Raw genomic sequence first — 19,160 nt, forward strand, 5'->3', positions numbered from 1 at the left:
TGCTAGTTAAAAGATTGCTCGAAGGCGTTGGTGGCAATAGACACTATTTCTTCTTGACTGAGGTTTAGCTTATTTTTCTTACTAAAACCAAAGTGTGTTTTATCTGTATCACTGTTTTGAAGGTTTAATTTAGTGATCTTAAGCTTTGCTTTTTTTATGTCGGTTAGTAAGCTATCAATCACATAAGGTGAAGTGATGATCATGTCGATACGATTTTTCAGCAACAGTTCTAGGCCGGTCCGAATCGTATGAATCGATACTTTATTGAGTGATTTGTCGTTATCAAACTTATTAAAGTAGGTTGTGCCCCGAGGAACACCAATTATCTTGCCTTGAAAGTCACCGTATTCTTCTATAAAAACATCTTTAGTTGAAATGACAATTCGTTCATCAGCAACTTTGAAAGGAGCGTAAAAAGCAAACTTTTCTCGCTCCTTGCTTCTATTTAAACCGGCAATCACATCTACTTCACCTGTTTTCAGGAGTGCTACACAGCGTGCAAAGTTTGGCGATTTAACAAATACAAGTTGCTTATTCAGTGCCGAAGCTAAAGTTTCTAAGGCAGATATATGCGTACCATAAGGCTTATCAGCTAAAATTTGATAGGGAGGGTGATCGTCAATGCATGCAACTAGGTCAGTACTTTTTGAATAAGTGCTGACGGAAAGAAAGCTAAGAGTTACTGCAATAATAAGCGATCTGATGTTCATTGCTACAACATAGCGAAAATGAACCTGCCTGTAAATAAAATGTAAACAATGGTGTAACTTTTAGTATACTCACTATGCATTATTACGGTCATAATTATCAATCGGAATTTATACCCCCTAAATACACATATGTGCTTTTACCGGTAAACCATAATTATTTACAAGTCACTCAATAAACGTCACTTCATAAATGTATCTAGATTGCCATTGACTTGTTTCTTCAATTTTTGAGCAGCCCTTTTTTGCTCTGACTTTAGGACATGTTTGCTTATCCATTTGACCCACTTTTTCATTAGTTCAGGTGGAAAGTCATGTCCTAACCCTTCAACAATTTTTAGTTTCGCTTTTTTTATTTGATGAGCCGTTTCTATACCTGCATTGACTGAAATAACAGGATCGTCAGTGCCATGTATGACCAAGGTCGGTGCTTTGATGTCTCTCATTAGTGCTCGGCGGGAGCCACTTGCTGTAATCGCAACCAGTTGTCGTTTGATGCCAGCTGGATTATATCCGCGCTCGATGCTTTTTTTAGCTAAGCGTCGCAAACGTTGTTCATCATTGGGGAAAGCTGGACTTTCGATTAACCGGTTTAATTTTATAGTGTAATTAATCGCAGCATTAGGAGTGTTTTGATTTGGGCGATGCGCTAATTTTAGCATAATGTTTAGGTTTGACTTTGACAGTTTTGGCATTGAAGTTGTTGACATAATAGAGGTTAAACTTGACACTTTTTTCTTGTATTTAGCTGCCAATATTTGAGCTATCATACCGCCCATTGAGGCACCAACTAAATGTGCTCTCTTTATTTTTAATACGGCCATAATTTCTAGTACATCATTAGCCATATCATCGAGCTTATAAGGAATGTTTGTTTTAAATGGTAGTTGGTTGCTTAGCCAGACTTTAAATATACTAGGAGGGTTAAGGTCGTCTAGTTGGCTAGAACGACCTGCATCTCGGTTATCAAAACGAATAACCCTAAAGCCTTTATCGACTAAACCGTAATAAAGTTCATCTGGCCAAATTGCCATATGAGCACCTAACCCCATAATTAGTATTATGGTCGGGGAAGATTTCTTGCCTTCATCTTGAAAGTTAATTGTAATGCCGTTAGAAAGCGTTACGTGTTGCATTTAATGATAAATAAATTAGTGATTGTTTAAGTATTCTATTACTAGTATTCAGTGCTGAGATGACATTTAAGTTACATCGAGATTAATAAAGCCGACTTTCTAAAACAAATAGCTGGGATCGCTTAAGCTGTTGTTCCAATATGGCCTATCGCCAAACCTTGCTACGCAAAAATCAATAAATGCTCTAACTTTGGGCGCTATTAGTCGTGAACTAGGATAGACGGCCCAAATGGCGGTATGAGAAGACAGTGGATGTGAAGGAAGTATTTGAACAAGCTCGCCACTTTTTAACTGCTTATAACAACACCAAATCGAACTGATGGTAATGCCTAAACCATCAGTAGCTGCTTGTCTTATTGCCTGACCATTATCTGCTTTAAAATGTCCTGATGTCTTTATGCTCTGTCCATCCTTAAATTGCCAATTTTCAAGGCCTACTAAGCTTAAACATTGGTGATTTGTTAAGTCTTGTGGCGTTTTTGGTGTGCCATAGTTTTCAAGGTAAGTAGGCGATGCAACTATGATTCGCTGATCATCTGCAAGTTTACGAGCAACAAAACTCGAGTCATTTAATGCCGCTATTCTTATGGCAACATCAAAGCCACCTTCGACCATATCTACAATAGTGTCGGATAATCTAAAATCGACTTCTAGTTCAGGGTATTGCGTTAAAAAGTCCGACAGTGCGGGTATAAGGTGTAAATGGGCAAATGAAGCTGAGGCTGCTACTCGCAACGTACCTTTAGGGGAGGCTTCTCCAGCGCCAACAGAAGCACGGGCTGCTTCAATGTGTTCTAGCACTTGCTCGGCATGAGGAAGAAATGACAACCCTTCTTCAGTTAGTGACACTTTTCTTGTTGTACGATGAATTAGACGAGCACCTAATGCATCTTCGAGTTTATTGATATGGGCGCTAGCGACGGCAGGTGAAAGACCTAATTCGTTACCGGCCTGACTAATATTATTCGTTATCGCTATGCGGGAGAATAGCTTTAAGTGGTCGATATTCATATTATCAATAAAATCTTAAAAGTGAATGTTTTAAATGGTGCATTATCAATTATAGAGTTGTTTCCTATACTTGCAATATCAAATTTTACCAAGTAATTCACATTGTGAAGCAAAACAAAACGAGGCAACTATGTCGAAAGTAATATTATTAACTGGCGCTACTGATGGCATAGGTTTAGCAACTGCCTACGAGCTTGCTAAGCAAGGACACACCTTGTTGTTACATGGTCGAAATGAGCAAAAGTTATTAAAAGTAATGAATGATATTAAGGCCAATTATAATGCTCAAGTGGAAAGCTATTTAGCCGATCTATCAAAACTTTCAGAAGTGCGCTCTATGGCAACAGCAATATCGAAGCAGCACAGTAAACTTGATGTGCTAATTAATAATGCCGGAATTTTCGCAACTGCTAATCCTATCACGGCAACAGGTTTAGATATTCGCTTTGTGGTTAATACGTTAGCACCGTATGTTTTGACGACTTCGTTATTACCGATAATGGATACATCGTCACGAGTGGTAAATCTTTCTTCTGCTGCTCAAGCACCGGTAAATATTGAAGCTTTGGCGGGTAACGTTGCGTTGTCAGATAATGCCGCATATGCCCAAAGTAAGCTTGCCATTACCATGTGGACTAAATACTTGGCTGAGCAATTAGCTGGTAAAGGCCCAATGTTAGTAGCAGTTAATCCAGCTTCGTTTTTAGGTAGTAAAATGGTAAAAGAAGCTTACGGTGTAGCGGGTAATGATATTGGTATTGGGGTTGATATATTATGTCGAGCGGCATTAAGTGAAGAGTTTGCTGATGCCTCTGGAAAATATTTTGATAACGATAGTGGTCAGTTCACTAACCCTCATGCCGCCGCGTTAAATCCAGAAAATGTCAATGCTGTAGTTAATGCGATAGCACAAATGGTGTAGCGTTCTACATGTTGTTTAAGCGTTAAAAATGACAGACGTTATACTTGCTAATAGTCTGTCGTTAACGTTATTCCTATATTTTCCCATTTATTGATAGCTTTCAGTCACTATAATCGTTAATATTTTATTTATATGATTAGTCATATTAAATATGTTGCTGTGTGAATATTTGGCTTAATTCAACAGCATAGCTTTCTTATGACTTACTGTTATAGTTAGGCTGTTAGTGCAAGGTTAGGAATATAAATGACAGGTTTTCTGGACATTATCAATCGGAGAGATTGGGAAAATCCACACGTAATTCAAGCAAATAAAATTCGAGCTCATAGCCCGTTAAATGGTTATTTAAACCCGCAAGAGGCAATGAAAAAAGGCAAGAGCAGTCGCACTTCTTTAAACGGTGACTGGCACTTCCAATTGTTTGACGCTCCAGAGCAAGTTAACAGTGAATTTACTCAGCAGCTATCAAACGACTGGCCGTTAATTACTGTGCCGAGTAACTGGCAATTACAAGGTTTTGATAAGCCAATTTATTGCAATGTAAAATATCCATTCGAGGTGAACCCGCCTTATGTCCCGAAGGAAAACCCGACAGGGTGCTATCAAACAACGTTTGAAATAACCGCAGAACAATTTAATAGGCAAAATCATATTATTTTTGATGGCGTCAATTCAGCCTTTCACCTTTGGTGTAACGGAAAATGGGTAGGATACGCTCAAGATAGCCGGCTACCAGCAGAGTTTGATTTAACTGAATTTCTTCATATTGGTACTAATCTGATAGCGGTCATGGTGGTCCGTTGGAGTGACGGTAGCTATCTTGAAGATCAAGATATGTGGTGGCTTAGCGGCATATTTCGTGATGTCACAATTCTGTCAAAACCTAAACACCATATCCAAGATGTGTTTATTACTCCAGACTTAGATGCATGTTATCGTGATGGTAGCTTGTCTATTAAGACCCGTATATTGGCGAGCGAAAACTATCAAATTCAAGTACAACTTTTTGAGGGTGAAACAGCCGTTACCGAAGCTGTATTTGCTTCAACAAATAGCAAAATTGTTGATGAAAAAGGCGGTTGGCAAGATGTTTGTTTTAACCAGCTTAATGTTAAAGAACCAAAACAATGGAGCGCTGAAACACCTTATTTATATCGCTGTGTTATCAGCCTTTTGAATAAAGAAGCACAGGTAATAGATGTTGAAGCGTACGACGTTGGTTTTAGAAAAGTTGAGTTTATCGACAACCAACTTTGCTTAAATGGAAAGCCATTATTGATCCGAGGCGTTAACAGACATGAACACCATCCTGAGCTAGGTCATGTTGTTACCGAGCAAGATATGGTGCATGACATTAAGCTAATGAAACAAAATAATTTTAATGCTGTACGCACGGCCCATTACCCGAACCACCCTCGTTGGTACGAGTTATGCGATCACTATGGTCTTTATGTATGTGATGAGGCGAATATCGAAACTCATGGTATGTTTCCAATGAGCCGGCTTGCATCAGACCCTCAATGGACATCAGCTTTTATTAATCGTTATATGCAAATGGTAGAACGAGACAAAAACCATGCCTCTATTATTATTTGGTCACTAGGTAATGAGTCTGGCCATGGTGCTAGCCATGATGCCATGTATGCTTGGTCGAAAGACTTTGATCCGTCTCGCCCTGTGCAATATGAAGGAGGTGGTGCGGATACTAAAGCCACAGATATTATTTGTCCTATGTATGCACGTGTTGATCAAGACCAATTGTTTGACGCGGTGCCTAAATGGTCGATAAAAAAATGGTTGTCACTATCTAATGAAAATAGACCGCTAATTTTATGCGAATATGCTCATGCTATGGGCAATAGCTTAGGCAGCTTTGCTGATTATTGGCAGGCTTTTCGAGATTACCCTAGGTTGCAAGGTGGCTTTATTTGGGATTGGGTCGATCAAGGTTTAACTAAAACGGATGATAAAGGCCAACCATACTGGGCGTATGGTGGGGATTTTGGCGATTTACAAAACGATCGACAGTTTTGTATTAATGGTTTGCTGTTCCCTGATCGCACGCCGCATCCGTCATTATATGAAGCCAAGTATTGTCAGCAGTTTTTGCTGTTTTCATTAGATGAAGCAACACACTTGGCGGAAAGCCAGAATTTTAATGTAACGGTTAGCAGCGAATACTTGTTTAGAGATACTGACAATGAACAGTTGGTTTGGACAATCAAACAAGATGGCGAAGCAATTGAATCAGGGACTATTCCTCTATCGATTGCACCACAAGACAATCAGCTTATTACCATCAATACAAAGTTTAAAGCCAGTGTCGTTTGCCAGTATCATCTCGCAATTGACGTAATGACCATTAAGGATTGTTCGTTTGCTCAAGCAGGCACTGTTTTGGCGACAGAGCAATTTAAATTGCGAAATAGCCAGTCGTTATCGCCAGAACATTGGCTTACCAGTAGTGCGATGCGAACAACAACTGATGTCGGTAATGTAGTGGAAGATGAAAGCTTTATTCAGGTCTCAGTTAAGGACTCAATTTTTACTTGGAAAAAGGCGACAGGCTTATTAAGCCAATGGCAGAGTGGTGGCCGTGAACTGCTCACTTCATCAATTAAAGATAATTTTTATAGAGCACCGCTAGATAACGATATTGGTACTAGCGAAGCTGATAATGTTGATCCAAATTCGTGGATATCCCGCTGGCAAGAGGCTGGTATCGGTGACTGGCAGCAAAGCTGTTTGATAATTAATACAGAGCAGCTTCCAAACGAAATACGGGTTAGTGCAATTTATCAATACCATTTTAATAATCAGTTGCAAGCGCAATCACATTGGCTATTTCGTGTTGACAGAGAGGGAAAACTTACTGTTGACGTTATGGTAGAAATTAGTGATACGGTTCCACCATTGCCTAGAGTAGGCCTTGAGCTTGCCGTCGCTCATCAGCAACAAAAAGTGAATTACCTTGGGCTAGGACCTTTTGAAAATTACCCAGATCGAAAAGCTGCTGCACGATTTGGTAATTATCAGCAAACGCTTTCTGAACTGCATACCAATTATATTTTCCCAACGGAAAATGGTTTGCGCTGTGATACCGAAAAATTAGTCATCGCACCATTTGAATTTAAAGGTCAGTTTCATTTTTCTGTCAGTGAATTTGGTCAGCAACAACTGTCGGATGCAAAGCATACAACTGACTTGACCCGAAACGATAAGCTTTATGTCTATATTGACCACCAGCATATGGGGATAGGTGGCGATGACTCTTGGAGTCCAAGTGTTCATCCTAAATATTTGCTTGATAAAAAGCGCTATTATTATCAGGTAGCGATTAATCAAGTTGTTTTAAATTAAAGCGTCAGGCTGAAAAAGCCAAGGGTTAAATAGCCTTGGCTTTCTAATTCACATCTGACTTTGTTAATACTTATCGAAGGTTATTACTCAAGGTTTAGTTGGTATTTTATTTGTTCGGCAACCCTCATCACACTTGCTCGGCCAATTTCTATTGCTTCTTGTGCACGATGAAACTCCATAATGCCTATATGGCCAAGTTTAGGACTTAGCAAAATATCTGGTGGATCTCCGGCTAAACGTGAGCGAGTGACTCTGTCTTGCATAATGTCTAATGCGTTAGACATGCAGTTAATTAAACTTGGTGGAGTTGGCTTGTCAGGCTTGGCTTGTTTGGGTTCTTTTTCTTCTGACGAGAAGGCTGACTCCCACCATTGACTAAAGCTTTCCATACTTTTATTCATAAACTGATTAAATTTATCTTCATTTTTCTTTTGTTGCTGATTGTGCAATTCTGTTTCTGCGGGATTAAAATCTGAACCCAAATTTACCGCGATAACAATATCTACACCAAGCTGTCGACAAAGGGTTACAGGTACAGGATTGACCACGGCACCATCTAACAGCCAGCGATTTTGAAAACGATGCGGAGGGAAGATGCCTGGAATAGAACAAGAAGCTCTTACCGCGTCTAACGTGCTTCCTTCACTAAAAATTATTTCTTGTCCACGGCGCATATCGGTGGCCACAGCAGAGAAAGGAATAGTTAAGTCTTGAATATTTTCCGTGGCAAAATCATCTGTTAACTTAGCAAATACCTTTTCACCGGACACCAACCCACCTTTTTGCATGCTGACGCCCATTAATTTAGCAACTTGCCATTCTGTTAAATCACTAACCCATGACTTTAGCTCGGACAAGTTGCCTGCGCAGTATGCTGCACCAACATAGGAGCCAATACTGCAACCAGACACGGCACTGACTTTTACCCCTAGCTCTTCAAGTGCTTCAATAATGCCAATGTGAGCCCAACCACGAGCCGCACCACTTCCTAAGGCTAGTCCTATTTTAATAGTCATTCTAATTACCTGATATTTTCCATGAAATTGTTATTTGATAAAGATTTAACTAGTGTTTATCGAATATTAAGCGCGTTCATCTTTTGGAGAATCCATTACCACGTGAGTAGTGATGGTGCTAACCTGAGGAATAGCGCCAAGTACATTAGCATGAAATAGTTTAAACGACTTAATGTCTTTAGTTTCTATACGTAATATATACTCAAATGCGCCGGTGACATTATGGCATTCCTTCACTTCGTTTGCGTTTTCTACGGCTTTTTCAAAAGCCAATTGTGACTCAGTGGAGTGTTCGTTTAAGCCAATACCCACCATCGCGATAAAGTTATTACCAAGTAATTCGGCGTCTAATACCGCGCGATAGCCTTTAATAATGCCACGGGCTTCCAATTCTTGTACACGCCGTAAGCAAGCAGAAGGGGATAAACCAATTTTTTCAGCCAGCTCACTATTAGCAATTCGACCATTATTTTTTAATTCTTGCAATATTTGTTCGTTAAATGTGTCATTTTTCATGATTAGTTGTGCAAAACCCATAAGTTAAGACATTTTTAGCTGAATAATTTCGTGACGTCTAGTTTAAAATTGCTTTATCTGAACCCGTAAGCCTGTGAGAACTAAAAATGAGTTATGAATTATTTGCTGCCTTATCGGTATTTGCCTTTGTGTCTTCAATTACCCCTGGGCCAAATAATATAATGCTGATGAATTCTGGTGCCAATTATGGGGTGCGTAAAACCGTGCCACATGCCCTTGGTGTAGGAATTGGTTTTACCTTAATGATAGTGTTAGTAGGTTTAGGTATTGTTCAAATATTTGATGCTTTTCCTGTTAGCTACCAAGTTTTAAAGTACGTCAGTATCGCTTACCTACTGTATTTGGCGCTCAAAATTGCTATGTCGGGCACTAAGTCTCCATCGGAAGAGAAAAAATCGAGACCCATGACTTTTTTCCAGGCGGTACTGTTTCAATGGGTGAACCCCAAAGCGTGGACAATGGCGTTAACGGCTATCAGTATTTATGCGCCCTCTCAAAGTATTATGGCAGTAATCCTTGTAGCGGCAGTCTTTGGTGCTATTAACTTCCCTTGTATTAGTTCTTGGGTGGTTTTAGGTAAAAAAATGCAAATTGTTTTGAACAATGAAAGGCGACTAAGAATATTTAATGTTTCGATGGCACTAATGCTCATTGGTTCTGTTGTACCAGCCTTGTAAGTTAGCAGTGCGCAATTGATTCTTTTAACACTAGATTCATAGGTAGATCTTTTTATTTAGTTTGTTAAGGTGTTATTTATAAAGCCATTAATTATCTAATGAGCTTGCCAACCCTACAAAATTTAACCAAAGAATAAACTAAACGAAACGACTATATGACTAAATCTATTTTAATTACCGGTTGCTCAAGCGGCATAGGTTTACATGCCGCATTGACACTAAATGCCCGAGGCTACCAGGTATTTGCTACCGCACGTAAGCCTGAAGATGTTGAAATGTTAAAGGCCAAAGGCTTAAATGCGATACCGCTAGATTTAACAGATAGTGAAAGCATTGCTCAGGCTATTTCAATAGTACTAGAACAAACTAGCGGTCAACTCGACTTCTTATTTAATAATGGTGCCTATGGTCAACCAGGTGCATTAGAAGATTTACCTACCAATGCGCTTAAAACACAATTTGAATCGAATGTTTTTGGCTGGCATGAACTTACTAGGCAAATTATTCCTGTAATGCGAACACAGGGACATGGCCGTATAATTCAATGTAGCTCAGTGTTAGGTTTTGTTTCTATGGCATATCGTGGCGCTTATAATGCGTCTAAATACGCACTTGAAGGGCTTACCGACACGCTAAGATTAGAAGTGAAAGACGGTAATATTGACGTGATACTGATTCAACCGGGGCCAATAAACACACAATTTCGGGCGAATGCGTTAAAAGCATTTAATGAGCATATTGATGCTGAGCAAAGTGTGCACAAAGTACAATATCAACAACAAATGGACCGATTGTCATCAGAAACTTCCAATGCAAAATTTACTTTAGAACCCATTGATGTCACCCATGCATTAATTGATGCGTTGGAAAGTAAACGACCAAAATTAAAATACCGTGTTACCGTGCCGACGAAAATGATGGCGATATTGAAGCGTTTATTATCAACCAGACTTTTAGATAAGATTTTAGCTAAAGGATAATTGCAAGAATTCTTTTCAAAGCGTTATTTTAAAGCTGTGCTGGTGTATTATTAGCCTAGGTTTATTGTTGTTAATTTTGTCGTCTATGCGTTTATTACTTTCTCTTTTTACTTGTGTTTTATTGACTGCTTGTAGTAGCCCTGATTGGCGCACAGCGAGCCGAGAGCCGGCCAATATCGCGCCTAACCCTTTGACTAATAAACAAGCGGTTATTGAGGTTTATGCTGCAGATGCATTTAGTTGGCGAGGCTGGTTTGCGGTTCACTCTTGGATTGCGATTAAAGAGGAAGCAGCAGAAGAATATACTGTCTATGAAGTGGTGGGCTGGCGCGTTAACCGTGGCTTACCAGCACTAAAAAGCTATAAAACTAAAACTCCAGACCGTTATTGGTATGGCGCTAAGCCTGAAAAAGTTCTCTCTATTCAAGGCGAGCAAGCAAGTATATTAATCCCGAAAGTTACCGATGCAGTAAATCGTTACCCATGGGCAGATACTTACAGCGTATTTCCAGGGCCCAATAGTAATACATTTCCTGCTTGGATTGGTAAGCAAGTTCCTGAGTTAGAATTAGACTTGCCGTTTAGTGCTATTGGCAGCGGTTATGCTAATTAGTTATTGCTAAGATAATTGAACTGAGTTTACTTCATCTTGTTTAAGTTCTCGCCATTGGCGTGGTGCAAGTTGACTATCCAATACAATATCACCGACTTGGCTGCGATGAAGTCCTACAACAGGGTTTTGAAAGCGACCAAACATACGTTTAATTTGGTGGTACTTTCCTTCTGTTAATACAACGTGAGCGGTTTTTTCCGATTCAATTAAAAGGTGAGCTGGCGCTGTGGTGATACCTTCGTATTCAAAGTACATTCCCTTAGCAAATGCGTCGATATATTTTGGAGTTAACTTATTTTCTAGCGTTACCTGGTAATGCTTTTCTACTTTATGTACTGGTGAGGTAAGTGCTTCAGACCAACGACTATCATTGGTTAGCAGTACTAATCCTGAAGTGTTTAAGTCGAGTCTGCCGACTATATGTAACTCATCTTTTGCAGGGTGTTCGATTAAATCAATTACGGTTTGGTGTTGGCTGTCTTTTGTTGCTGATACTACACCAGTAGGTTTATGCAACATTATGTAAATAGCTGCATTACTTTGTAGCACCTTATCATCAAGCGTAATATGTGAAAATCGATTGATGAGTTGGTCTATATTCTGTGCTTTGTTACCGTCAACCATCACTCGACCTTGTGCTAACATTAGCCGAACATCTCGTCGGCTGATTTTTATGTTGTTGGCGATAAATTTATCAAGTCGATTGGTACTTATTGGACTGTTATTAGCCATATCACGAATTATTCAGTAGCTTGCAATTGATTATGTGATTCAGGAACACCTAATTTGTCAGCTTTTGACCAAAAATCACTGGTTATCTTGTTGATCGCATTCGATTCGGCATTAATTAACATTGCAAAGCCAATGTCTAACTCTGGCGAATAGCCAATGTCAGCGCGGAAGCCTTCCACCCAACCTGAATGGTAAATTATCGGATAATCCTTAAATTGATAGATACGCCAGCCATAGCCATAATGCGCATCTTTAAGATGTTTTCGCCAATATTTTCGACGTAAATCTTTTCGGGTTTTTATGCGCGGCGTAGTTACTTCAGATAGTAATTCAGGTGATAGTACATCCGGTTTATAGCCTAAGTTGGCGATTAACCATTTTGCCATATCTGTAATGCTAGCGTTGATACCGGCAGCAGGCGCTACTTTATAAAAATCGGGCTCAACGTTTACGGTACGCCAGACATATTGCTTTATTATTTTTCCCGCTCCATCTTTTTTACCGGTATTAATACGCTTTCTAAGTACATGAGGTTTAGCGGTATTTTTCTGGTTTTTATAAACATTGATACCAACAGACGCATTTTTCATGTTCAGTGGCTGAAAAACGCGTTCATGAAGAAGCGTTGAGTAGCTTTTATTTTGCGATGCTTCTATTGCCGGTTGTAAAAAACCATAAGCAATATTTTGATAGCCATAACATTTAGCGGGCTTACAAATTGGTGAAACACGATCGAACCGGCTGATAATTTTCTTCATGTTCCAATTTTCATGTAGCAAGTTATCGTAGGCATTGGGCATTAATCCTGAAGAGTGACTCAACACATGTTGAATTTGGATTTTTTCCGCGGCACCTGCTTTTGCCAATTTAAAATTTGGTACGTACTTTGTAATAGGGTCGGATAAGTTAAGCTGATTTTCTTGCGCTAACATTGTCGTTAAAGTCGCCGCAAATGGCTTAGAAACAGATGCCAGCCGGAAAACTGTTTCAGCGTTAATTTTTTGGCTTTGTGCTTTATCAATATGACCAAACGTTTCTATGGCTACTACTTTACCGTTTTTTACGATGGCGTATGCCCCGCCGGGAATATTAAATTTCTTTAGTTCATTGGCAACTTTTTTTGCTAACGAACGATTAAAACTGTGATCGTTAGCAAAAGAATTAATGTGTGTAAGAAGTAGTAGCGTGGAAAATAATAAGCTACTAATGCGCGTTAGCATGAACAGTTCTCAAAGGTAAAAAGCAATAATCAGGCTAATTTTACCGAGAACGTTGTGAAATAAAAAGTTAAATAAAATGAAATGTAGCTAATGTGAAAATAATTACTGATTTTTAAAAAGTACAAGGTATTAAAGGCGTAGTATTTTGAGCAAATATTACGATTACCATACCTTGTGTTTAGTCGTCGGTGTCTGCTTGCTTATGGGAAAAAATATAGTTAAATTTAACTACTTAGCGTAATAGCAACCACCAGTTGACAAATTAACAACCTAACTTGCTAGTTTGCAACTAGCTGATTTTCTAACCTTGCTGTTCAATAACAAACGAAGGATTACATATTATGATATTAGCAGAAAAAATTGTCAGGTTAAGGAAGCAGGTTGGTTGGTCTCAGGAAGAATTAGCCGAAAAAATGAATGTCTCTAGACAGTCAGTTTCAAAATGGGAAAGTACTAATAGTATTCCTGATTTAAATAAAATACTTATGTTGTCAGACTTGTTTGATGTCTCAACTGACTTTCTTTTGAGGGATGAAAATGAAGCTTTCGACGCAAGAGAAGAAAGCAAAGAGCCTAATACGGTTCAAGTTGATTTAGCGCAAGCCACGAAACATATAGAGAGTAAAGTCGAAACATCAGCCTTAATTACAAAAGGCGTTATCTTGTGTATCTGTTCTGTAATTCCACTGCTTTTTTTATTGGCAATGGCAGAAACAAATCGTATGGGATTAACTGGTAATATTGCAGCTGCTGCTGGTGTAGTGTGTCTTTTAGTAATGGTTTCTCTGGCTGTTAGCTTATTCATTAAAACGAATCAATATGAAAGTGGCACGGTTGCTATAGATGATGGAAAATTTGAATTGGCATATGGCGTTCACAGTGTATTTCAAGACAAACTAAAAAAATTCAGACCTACTTATAATCGCAGGTTATCTATCGGTATTTTCTTATTTATTGTTAGTTTTGTACCGTTAATGATGGTCAGTATATTTGGAGGCGGTACAGAGACAATATTGATGATGCTCATTGTGCTGCTGCTAATAATCTCAGTTGGTATTTATATAGTTAGCCCCGTTTCCGCTATTTTTGACGCCTACAACAATATTCTAAAAGATACTTGTGTTGATAAAGTAAAAAGCAAACGCACCAAACGTGCCGAAAAGCTTGCTGCATTTTACTGGCCGTTACTCACTGCGATATTTTTAGGCTGGAGTTTATGGACTATGGCTTGGGGAGTTACTTGGATTATTTGGCCTGTAGGAGCTGTCTTATTTGCAGCGTTAGTAGGCTTAATGGAATTGCTAAATAAAGATGACGATTAAATTGATACTTAGGTTGAAAGTTCGTTGTTAAGTTTGCGTAATTAAACATTTATTTACTAATTGTCTTGCTGAATATTTTGCATTTTGTTTATGCAATTATTAGATTGATGGCTAGTAAACACAAGACACAGATCTAGAAAATACAGTTAAAACGGAAGATTAAATGTTTAAAAAATTACTAGCCAGCGTCGGCATTGGCAAAGCAAAAGTGGATGCAATTCTCCTGAACGAGCACATACGTGCTGGTGAGTCGTTTGATATTGAGGTTGTGATCACTGGCGGTGATGTTGAGCAAGAGCTAAATGGTATTGAGCTTGCGGTAATGGCACAAGCAAAAGCTGAAACAGAAGTTGGCGATGAAGAGGTTGAGTACAATAAAAGTATAGTTTTGCAGCATTGGCAGCAAGCGCTTAATGTTGTTATTCACCCGGGGGAACAAATTACGCGTCAATTTACTTTGCAGCTTCATCCCGAAGTGCCTGCCACTGAACTGTTTGGTCAGTCAATTTCTAAAGTATGGCTGCAAACAGGCTTAGATATTAAAAACGGTATTGATGGTAGCGATAAAGATAGCCTTTATATTATTCCATCGCCGACTCAATTGGCAGTATTAGAAGCTATTGAACAAAGTGGCTATTCGCTTTATAAAATTGATATTGAAGCAGGCCGCGTACGTGGCGATGGTTTTCAATCACATTTGCCTTGTTATCAAGAATATGAGTTTAAGCCTAATTCTCATTCATTTTTTGGCGCGAAAGAACTGGAAGTTACTTTTGTCGATAACGGCGCTGAAACCGGCGTATTGATTGAAATCGATCGTGCATTTCTTGGTGATGGATATCGCAGTATGTCTATACCTAATCAATGTGACAGTGTTGAGACTGTTCGCCCCTATATTGAGCGCTTGCTTGGTTAACAATCTTGCTATTATGCAATGAAAAAGAAGTGCTATATTTTTAGCGCTTCTTTAAAGCGTATCGAATAATAATTGGCAAAATTTATTACATTGCTCATTCCACACTAATCTAGCACTTATTTTTTGCAGGCTTTTACGGTGGTAATGGCGAAAACGGATAAAGGTACTCAAGTACTGTATGCGTTTTAAGGTGATTAACTGTAGAAAAAACCGTCGAAAAAATAAAGCGATAGTAGGTTAGCATTTGCTATCTTTTGACAGCTAAGCCACACTAAAAAAGCATAATAATTATAAAAAGGTCGCAACACATGCTTAAAAAATTCTGTATCGCCGTGGCGGTGATTATTACTCTACCGTTTATCATCGCGCTATTTGTTAAATCCAGTTATGAAGTTGAACGAGAAGTGCTCATTAACCAGCCGAAATCAACGGTGTTTGGTTATGTAAAATATCTGAAAAACCAAGATTACTTTAGCAAATGGGCGCAAATTGACCCTGAGATGACAAAATCATTTCAAGGAACCGATGGTGAAGTTGGTTTTATTTCTGCTTGGCAATCGGAGCACCCTGATGTAGGGCATGGTGAACAAGAGATTATGGCGATGGTCGATGGCGAGCGTATCGATTATCAACTGAGGTTTTTAAAACCTTTTGAGGCAGTTTCACCAGCCTACATGATTACTGAAAATGCTGGCGAAAATCAAACCAAAGTGAAATGGGCTTTTCAAGGGAATATGGACTATCCAATGAATATCATGTTGTTATTTATGGACTTTGAAAAAATCATTGGTGATGACTTACAACTTGGTTTAGATAATTTAAAAGTGATATTAGAAGAGTAATAAGAGCTTTTATAGATTCAAACCAATTTACAAAGCCCAGATTTTGGATATGATCTGGGCTCTTGATTAACGCGGTTCAAACCCTAACCAGTTAATTACATTCTGTCCCATCATAGCCTCACAGTCTGTTTTAGATAACACGCCTGCTTCTATTGCTTGATCAAAAAGAACGCCAGGGTAGCAACCATCAACGGTCGCCATTTCTCCCAGTGGATATGGATCGTCTACGCCCCAAATAATTTGCTTTACGCCATTGCGTTTTATCATAAGCTCTAACGTATGAATATCGTGGACTAAGGTATCGAAAAAGACGTTGGACTGCTTAAGTGTTTCTGTTGGGTGGTGAGCATTAGGAAATAAGTCAGGTCTGCCTTCAATACCTTGAATCGTGCGACCAAAGTTTGCTTGGCTTAACATACTACCGTGAGCAAAACTGGTGCGAACATTTGGGTATTTCTGGGCAAATCCATTGTAAGTAAACATCAGGTGAGTATCGGCAGTTTGTGCCATCATCCATACCAAGTGATAACGCCAGAAATGATCGGTTAAATTAACCATTTTGCCAGCATCGTATGGATGAATCTCAATGGCAAGTTTTAATGTGTCTGCTAGTTGCCAAATTGGTTCAACACTTTTGTCGCATACCGAGAGCCATTCGCCATTGGTAGTTTGGTAATGGGTGCTTAAACAAAGAAATTTCATTCCCATACGATGGCAGCGCTCAATTTCGTTTAGTGCTTGTTCCATATGAGCTGGCTGCACAACAAAGCCGGTCGTAAATAAATGAGGGTGTTGTTCTTGTACTGAGGCATTAAAGTCATTTTGAAAACGAATAATGTCAAAGGTGTCTTGTTCATTTATGCCATTGCAGTATAGCTGCGACAGGCTAAGTATAACTTCATGGTCGATATTATTTGCCTGCATCCAAGCAATTTTTTCTTCTAAAAAGAAACTCGGGTCGGTAATTGGTCTTTTCCAATCGCCTTGGCACATAAAAGCTTTATTCTCGTCTACCCAGAAAAATTTTTTGTCTTTCATAAATGCAGGGATGTCTTGAGGGGACGGCAGTAAATGGCCATGGCCGTTAATTCGATATTGCGAATTATGGTTAGTTTTGTTCGACACGGTGCTTAACACTCATTGTTATTATATCAAGGTCATTATAGGTAGCTAAGCTGACAACGCCAATCAATTATTACATGATTAGTTTTTGGCAAAATTAGTCAGTTATGTTACTTTCTGCGCAGTTTATTTTTTAAGGGATGTAACCATGCCAAAGGCAAGTGAAGTTAAGAAGAATGCTGCAATAGAGCACAACGGCGGCGTGTATATTATAAAAGACATTGAGCGCTCTGTTCCGCAAGGCCGTGCAGGTGGCAGTTTATATCGTATGCGTATGTACAATGTCGTTACTGGTCAAAAAGTTGATGAAACGTTTAAAGACGTAGATATGTTAAATATGGCTGATTTAATTCGTCGTGCTTCGATGTATTCTTACCTAGATGGCGATGAGTATGTCTTTATGGATAACGAAGACTATACGCCGTACAACATTAACAAAGAAAGTATTGCAGATGAGGTGTTGTTCATTGATGAAAGTACACAAGGCTTACAAGTGATCTTAGTTGATGGTAACCCTGTTGGTATTGATTTACCTTCAAGTGTTGAGCTAGATATTGTTGAAACTGACCCATCTATTAAAGGCGCATCTGCAACTTCTCGCACTAAACCTGCTACGTTATCTACTGGGCTTGTTGTGCAAGTACCAGAGCATATCTCTCAAGGCGATCGCATTAAAGTGAATACAGAAGAAAAACGCTTTATGAGCCGAGCTGATAAGTAGTCGATTATAGCATTGAAAAAGCACCGCCTAGTCGGTGCTTTTTTGTAGGCAAACTTGGTCGCCATAGTAGTTATCTCTGTAATTACAGTCGTTTTGATATTGGTTATTTTGAACTGTATCTTGCACCTGTTTTCTTGAAAGTAATTTAATTAAATATTGCATAATAAACCCTGTTTGTTGATGACATGTTCACTATGCTAGAAATAGTGTTATTAATAAAATTCATTAAATAGATTGTTGTAATCTGTAAAAACGATGATGGTGTTTGCTTTTACTATCTCGGAGAACTTTTCATTTAGTATCTTCCGCTATAGAGTACTGGCTAATATGAATGGTTTTTACAATATGGATACACTTTGATACAGCTTGATAATGACCGATACGTCTATTTTTTTCTAACTCTTTAAGATGAACTCAACACGAATAACAATGAAACACAAAGATGAGTAAATTAACTAAAGTTACAATGCTGTTTATTAAGGCGTCAACCTTTGTACTGTCTCTAGGGCTAGTTGCGCCGAGTTTAGCGTCAGACAATAGTGCACAAGACCAATTACAAGCGCAATCACACGAGCAAAGTAATGCGCTTTCTGGCTACTTTAAAGTTGGCTACGGTTATAAATATGAAATTAGCCCGTATGAAGATGAAATTTCCAAGTTATCTTTATTTGTCAATGGGCGTTATCAGTGGCATGGCTTTTTTCTTGAATCATTTTATGGCGCTAATGAACGAAGTGAAGGGGTAAGCGTTGGGTATAACTTTTATAATACCGAAAGTTGGAGCTTTGACGTAAATACGGTACATGCCCATGGAGAGACAAAAGTTTACGTGGTCGATAACCAGCAAAGCTTTAGGCAGCATCGTGATAGCACGAATATGCTTGGTCTTAGAGCAACAGGTAATTTTGACGATATAACCGCACAATTTATGGTCGCGCCATATTCTTTTAATGATGAAAATGATGATGGTTTGTTTGCCTCTGCTTGGTTAGGTAAGGCTTGGTATATAAAGAACTGGGAAATATACACCAGCGTTGGTGTTAAATATTATTCTGAAGACTTTCTAGAGTACTATTTTGAGTTGCGAGAAGAGATAGCGACTGAAAACTTTAGCGCGTATAGCCCTGACGCAGGTGTAGATGTTATTGGTCAAATCTCAGCAAGCTACCCAATTAGTGAACACTGGCTATTTGAAACGTACGGCAAGTTTGTCGATATTTCATCAGAGATTACTGACAACCCTGTAATGGAGTTCGTCAGCGGATTAAAAGAACGTAACGCTAATACTACTGAGTTTGGTATTTTAGTTAGCTACGTATTTTAGGG

At 38.9% G+C, this 19,160-nt stretch carries 18 protein-coding genes; 10 read left to right on the forward strand and 8 right to left on the reverse strand.

Translation table 11 applies throughout. The features are described 5' to 3' along the window. Positions 1 to 2 precede the first annotated feature (2 nt). From HII17_RS06240 to HII17_RS06250, 3 genes are all read right to left on the reverse strand, one after another. Complete coding sequence (locus HII17_RS06240; RefSeq protein ID WP_169074491.1) at positions 3 to 710, reverse strand: substrate-binding periplasmic protein; 708 nt, start codon at positions 708 to 710, stop codon at positions 3 to 5. A gap of 179 nt (positions 711 to 889) precedes the next feature. Beyond that, a complete protein-coding gene (locus HII17_RS06245; protein ID WP_169074492.1) occupies positions 890 to 1,843 on the reverse strand; it encodes an alpha/beta fold hydrolase in 954 nt (317 codons plus the stop codon). A 99-nt stretch (positions 1,844 to 1,942) separates the two neighbouring features. Then, complete coding sequence (locus tag HII17_RS06250; RefSeq protein ID WP_169074493.1) at positions 1,943 to 2,854, reverse strand: LysR family transcriptional regulator; 912 nt, start codon at positions 2,852 to 2,854, stop codon at positions 1,943 to 1,945. A 130-nt stretch (positions 2,855 to 2,984) separates the two neighbouring features. Here HII17_RS06250 and HII17_RS06255 point away from each other — a divergent pair, with 130 nt between their 5' ends. Together HII17_RS06255 and HII17_RS06260 are read left to right on the forward strand one after the other, a co-directional pair. Further along, complete coding sequence (locus tag HII17_RS06255; protein WP_169074494.1) at positions 2,985 to 3,776, forward strand: SDR family NAD(P)-dependent oxidoreductase; 792 nt, start codon at positions 2,985 to 2,987, stop codon at positions 3,774 to 3,776. Positions 3,777 to 4,022: 246 nt separating this feature from the next. Next, a complete protein-coding gene (locus HII17_RS06260; protein WP_169074495.1) occupies positions 4,023 to 7,136 on the forward strand; it encodes a beta-galactosidase in 3,114 nt (1,037 codons plus the stop codon). A gap of 83 nt (positions 7,137 to 7,219) precedes the next feature. On the opposite strand, the gene rssA is transcribed toward HII17_RS06260, so the two are convergent. Together rssA and HII17_RS06270 are read right to left on the reverse strand one after the other, a co-directional pair. Beyond that, a complete protein-coding gene (gene rssA, locus HII17_RS06265) occupies positions 7,220 to 8,146 on the reverse strand; it encodes a patatin-like phospholipase RssA (protein ID WP_169074940.1) in 927 nt (308 codons plus the stop codon). A 72-nt stretch (positions 8,147 to 8,218) separates the two neighbouring features. After that, positions 8,219 to 8,668: an Lrp/AsnC family transcriptional regulator gene (locus HII17_RS06270; RefSeq protein WP_169074496.1), complete on the reverse strand. Its 450-nt coding sequence runs from the start codon at positions 8,666 to 8,668 to the stop codon at positions 8,219 to 8,221. A 107-nt stretch (positions 8,669 to 8,775) separates the two neighbouring features. On the opposite strand from HII17_RS06270, the gene HII17_RS06275 reads away from it, so the two are divergent. From HII17_RS06275 to HII17_RS06285, 3 genes are all read left to right on the forward strand, one after another. Continuing rightward, the gene (locus tag HII17_RS06275) at positions 8,776 to 9,366 is read left to right on the forward strand and encodes a LysE family translocator (RefSeq protein ID WP_169074497.1); all 591 of its coding nucleotides are present in this window, start codon (positions 8,776 to 8,778) and stop codon (positions 9,364 to 9,366) included. Between the two features lie 155 nt (positions 9,367 to 9,521). Continuing rightward, the gene (locus tag HII17_RS06280; RefSeq protein WP_169074498.1) at positions 9,522 to 10,346 is read left to right on the forward strand and encodes an SDR family oxidoreductase; all 825 of its coding nucleotides are present in this window, start codon (positions 9,522 to 9,524) and stop codon (positions 10,344 to 10,346) included. Between the two features lie 85 nt (positions 10,347 to 10,431). Then, positions 10,432 to 10,959, forward strand: a complete 528-nt coding sequence (locus HII17_RS06285) for a DUF3750 domain-containing protein (protein ID WP_169074941.1) — start codon at positions 10,432 to 10,434, stop codon at positions 10,957 to 10,959. Positions 10,960 to 10,965: 6 nt separating this feature from the next. Here HII17_RS06285 and HII17_RS06290 read toward each other — a convergent pair whose 3' ends face one another. Together HII17_RS06290 and HII17_RS06295 are read right to left on the reverse strand one after the other, a co-directional pair. Continuing rightward, on the reverse strand, positions 10,966 to 11,691 hold the full coding sequence (locus HII17_RS06290; protein ID WP_169074499.1) for a pseudouridine synthase: 726 nt from the start codon (positions 11,689 to 11,691) through the stop codon (positions 10,966 to 10,968). Positions 11,692 to 11,699: 8 nt separating this feature from the next. Further along, complete coding sequence (locus HII17_RS06295; protein ID WP_169074500.1) at positions 11,700 to 12,911, reverse strand: serine hydrolase domain-containing protein; 1,212 nt, start codon at positions 12,909 to 12,911, stop codon at positions 11,700 to 11,702. 341 nt (positions 12,912 to 13,252) lie between these two features. Here HII17_RS06295 and HII17_RS06300 point away from each other — a divergent pair, with 341 nt between their 5' ends. The 3 genes from HII17_RS06300 (at position 13,253) to HII17_RS06310 (ending at position 15,991) form a co-directional block, all read left to right on the forward strand. Then, a complete protein-coding gene (locus HII17_RS06300) occupies positions 13,253 to 14,233 on the forward strand; it encodes a helix-turn-helix domain-containing protein (RefSeq protein ID WP_169074501.1) in 981 nt (326 codons plus the stop codon). A gap of 163 nt (positions 14,234 to 14,396) precedes the next feature. Continuing rightward, positions 14,397 to 15,149: a sporulation protein gene (locus HII17_RS06305; RefSeq protein ID WP_169074502.1), complete on the forward strand. Its 753-nt coding sequence runs from the start codon at positions 14,397 to 14,399 to the stop codon at positions 15,147 to 15,149. Between the two features lie 308 nt (positions 15,150 to 15,457). Continuing rightward, positions 15,458 to 15,991 carry an SRPBCC family protein gene (locus tag HII17_RS06310; protein WP_169074503.1) on the forward strand — a complete coding sequence of 178 codons (534 nt, stop codon included), beginning with the start codon at positions 15,458 to 15,460 and terminating at the stop codon, positions 15,989 to 15,991. A 66-nt stretch (positions 15,992 to 16,057) separates the two neighbouring features. Here the strand turns inward: HII17_RS06310 and HII17_RS06315 are convergent, their stop codons facing one another. Continuing rightward, on the reverse strand, positions 16,058 to 17,116 hold the full coding sequence (locus HII17_RS06315) for an amidohydrolase family protein (protein ID WP_169074504.1): 1,059 nt from the start codon (positions 17,114 to 17,116) through the stop codon (positions 16,058 to 16,060). A 145-nt stretch (positions 17,117 to 17,261) separates the two neighbouring features. On the opposite strand from HII17_RS06315, the gene efpL reads away from it, so the two are divergent. Both efpL and HII17_RS06325 read left to right on the forward strand, forming a co-directional pair. After that, complete coding sequence (gene efpL, locus HII17_RS06320) at positions 17,262 to 17,834, forward strand: elongation factor P-like protein EfpL (protein ID WP_169074505.1); 573 nt, start codon at positions 17,262 to 17,264, stop codon at positions 17,832 to 17,834. 442 nt (positions 17,835 to 18,276) lie between these two features. Further along, positions 18,277 to 19,158, forward strand: a complete 882-nt coding sequence (locus HII17_RS06325; protein WP_169074506.1) for a MipA/OmpV family protein — start codon at positions 18,277 to 18,279, stop codon at positions 19,156 to 19,158. Positions 19,159 to 19,160: the final 2 nt, after the last annotated feature.

The organism is Thalassotalea algicola, from assembly GCF_012932965.1.
GTDB classification, from domain to species: Bacteria; Pseudomonadota; Gammaproteobacteria; order Enterobacterales; family Alteromonadaceae; genus Thalassotalea_F; species Thalassotalea_F algicola.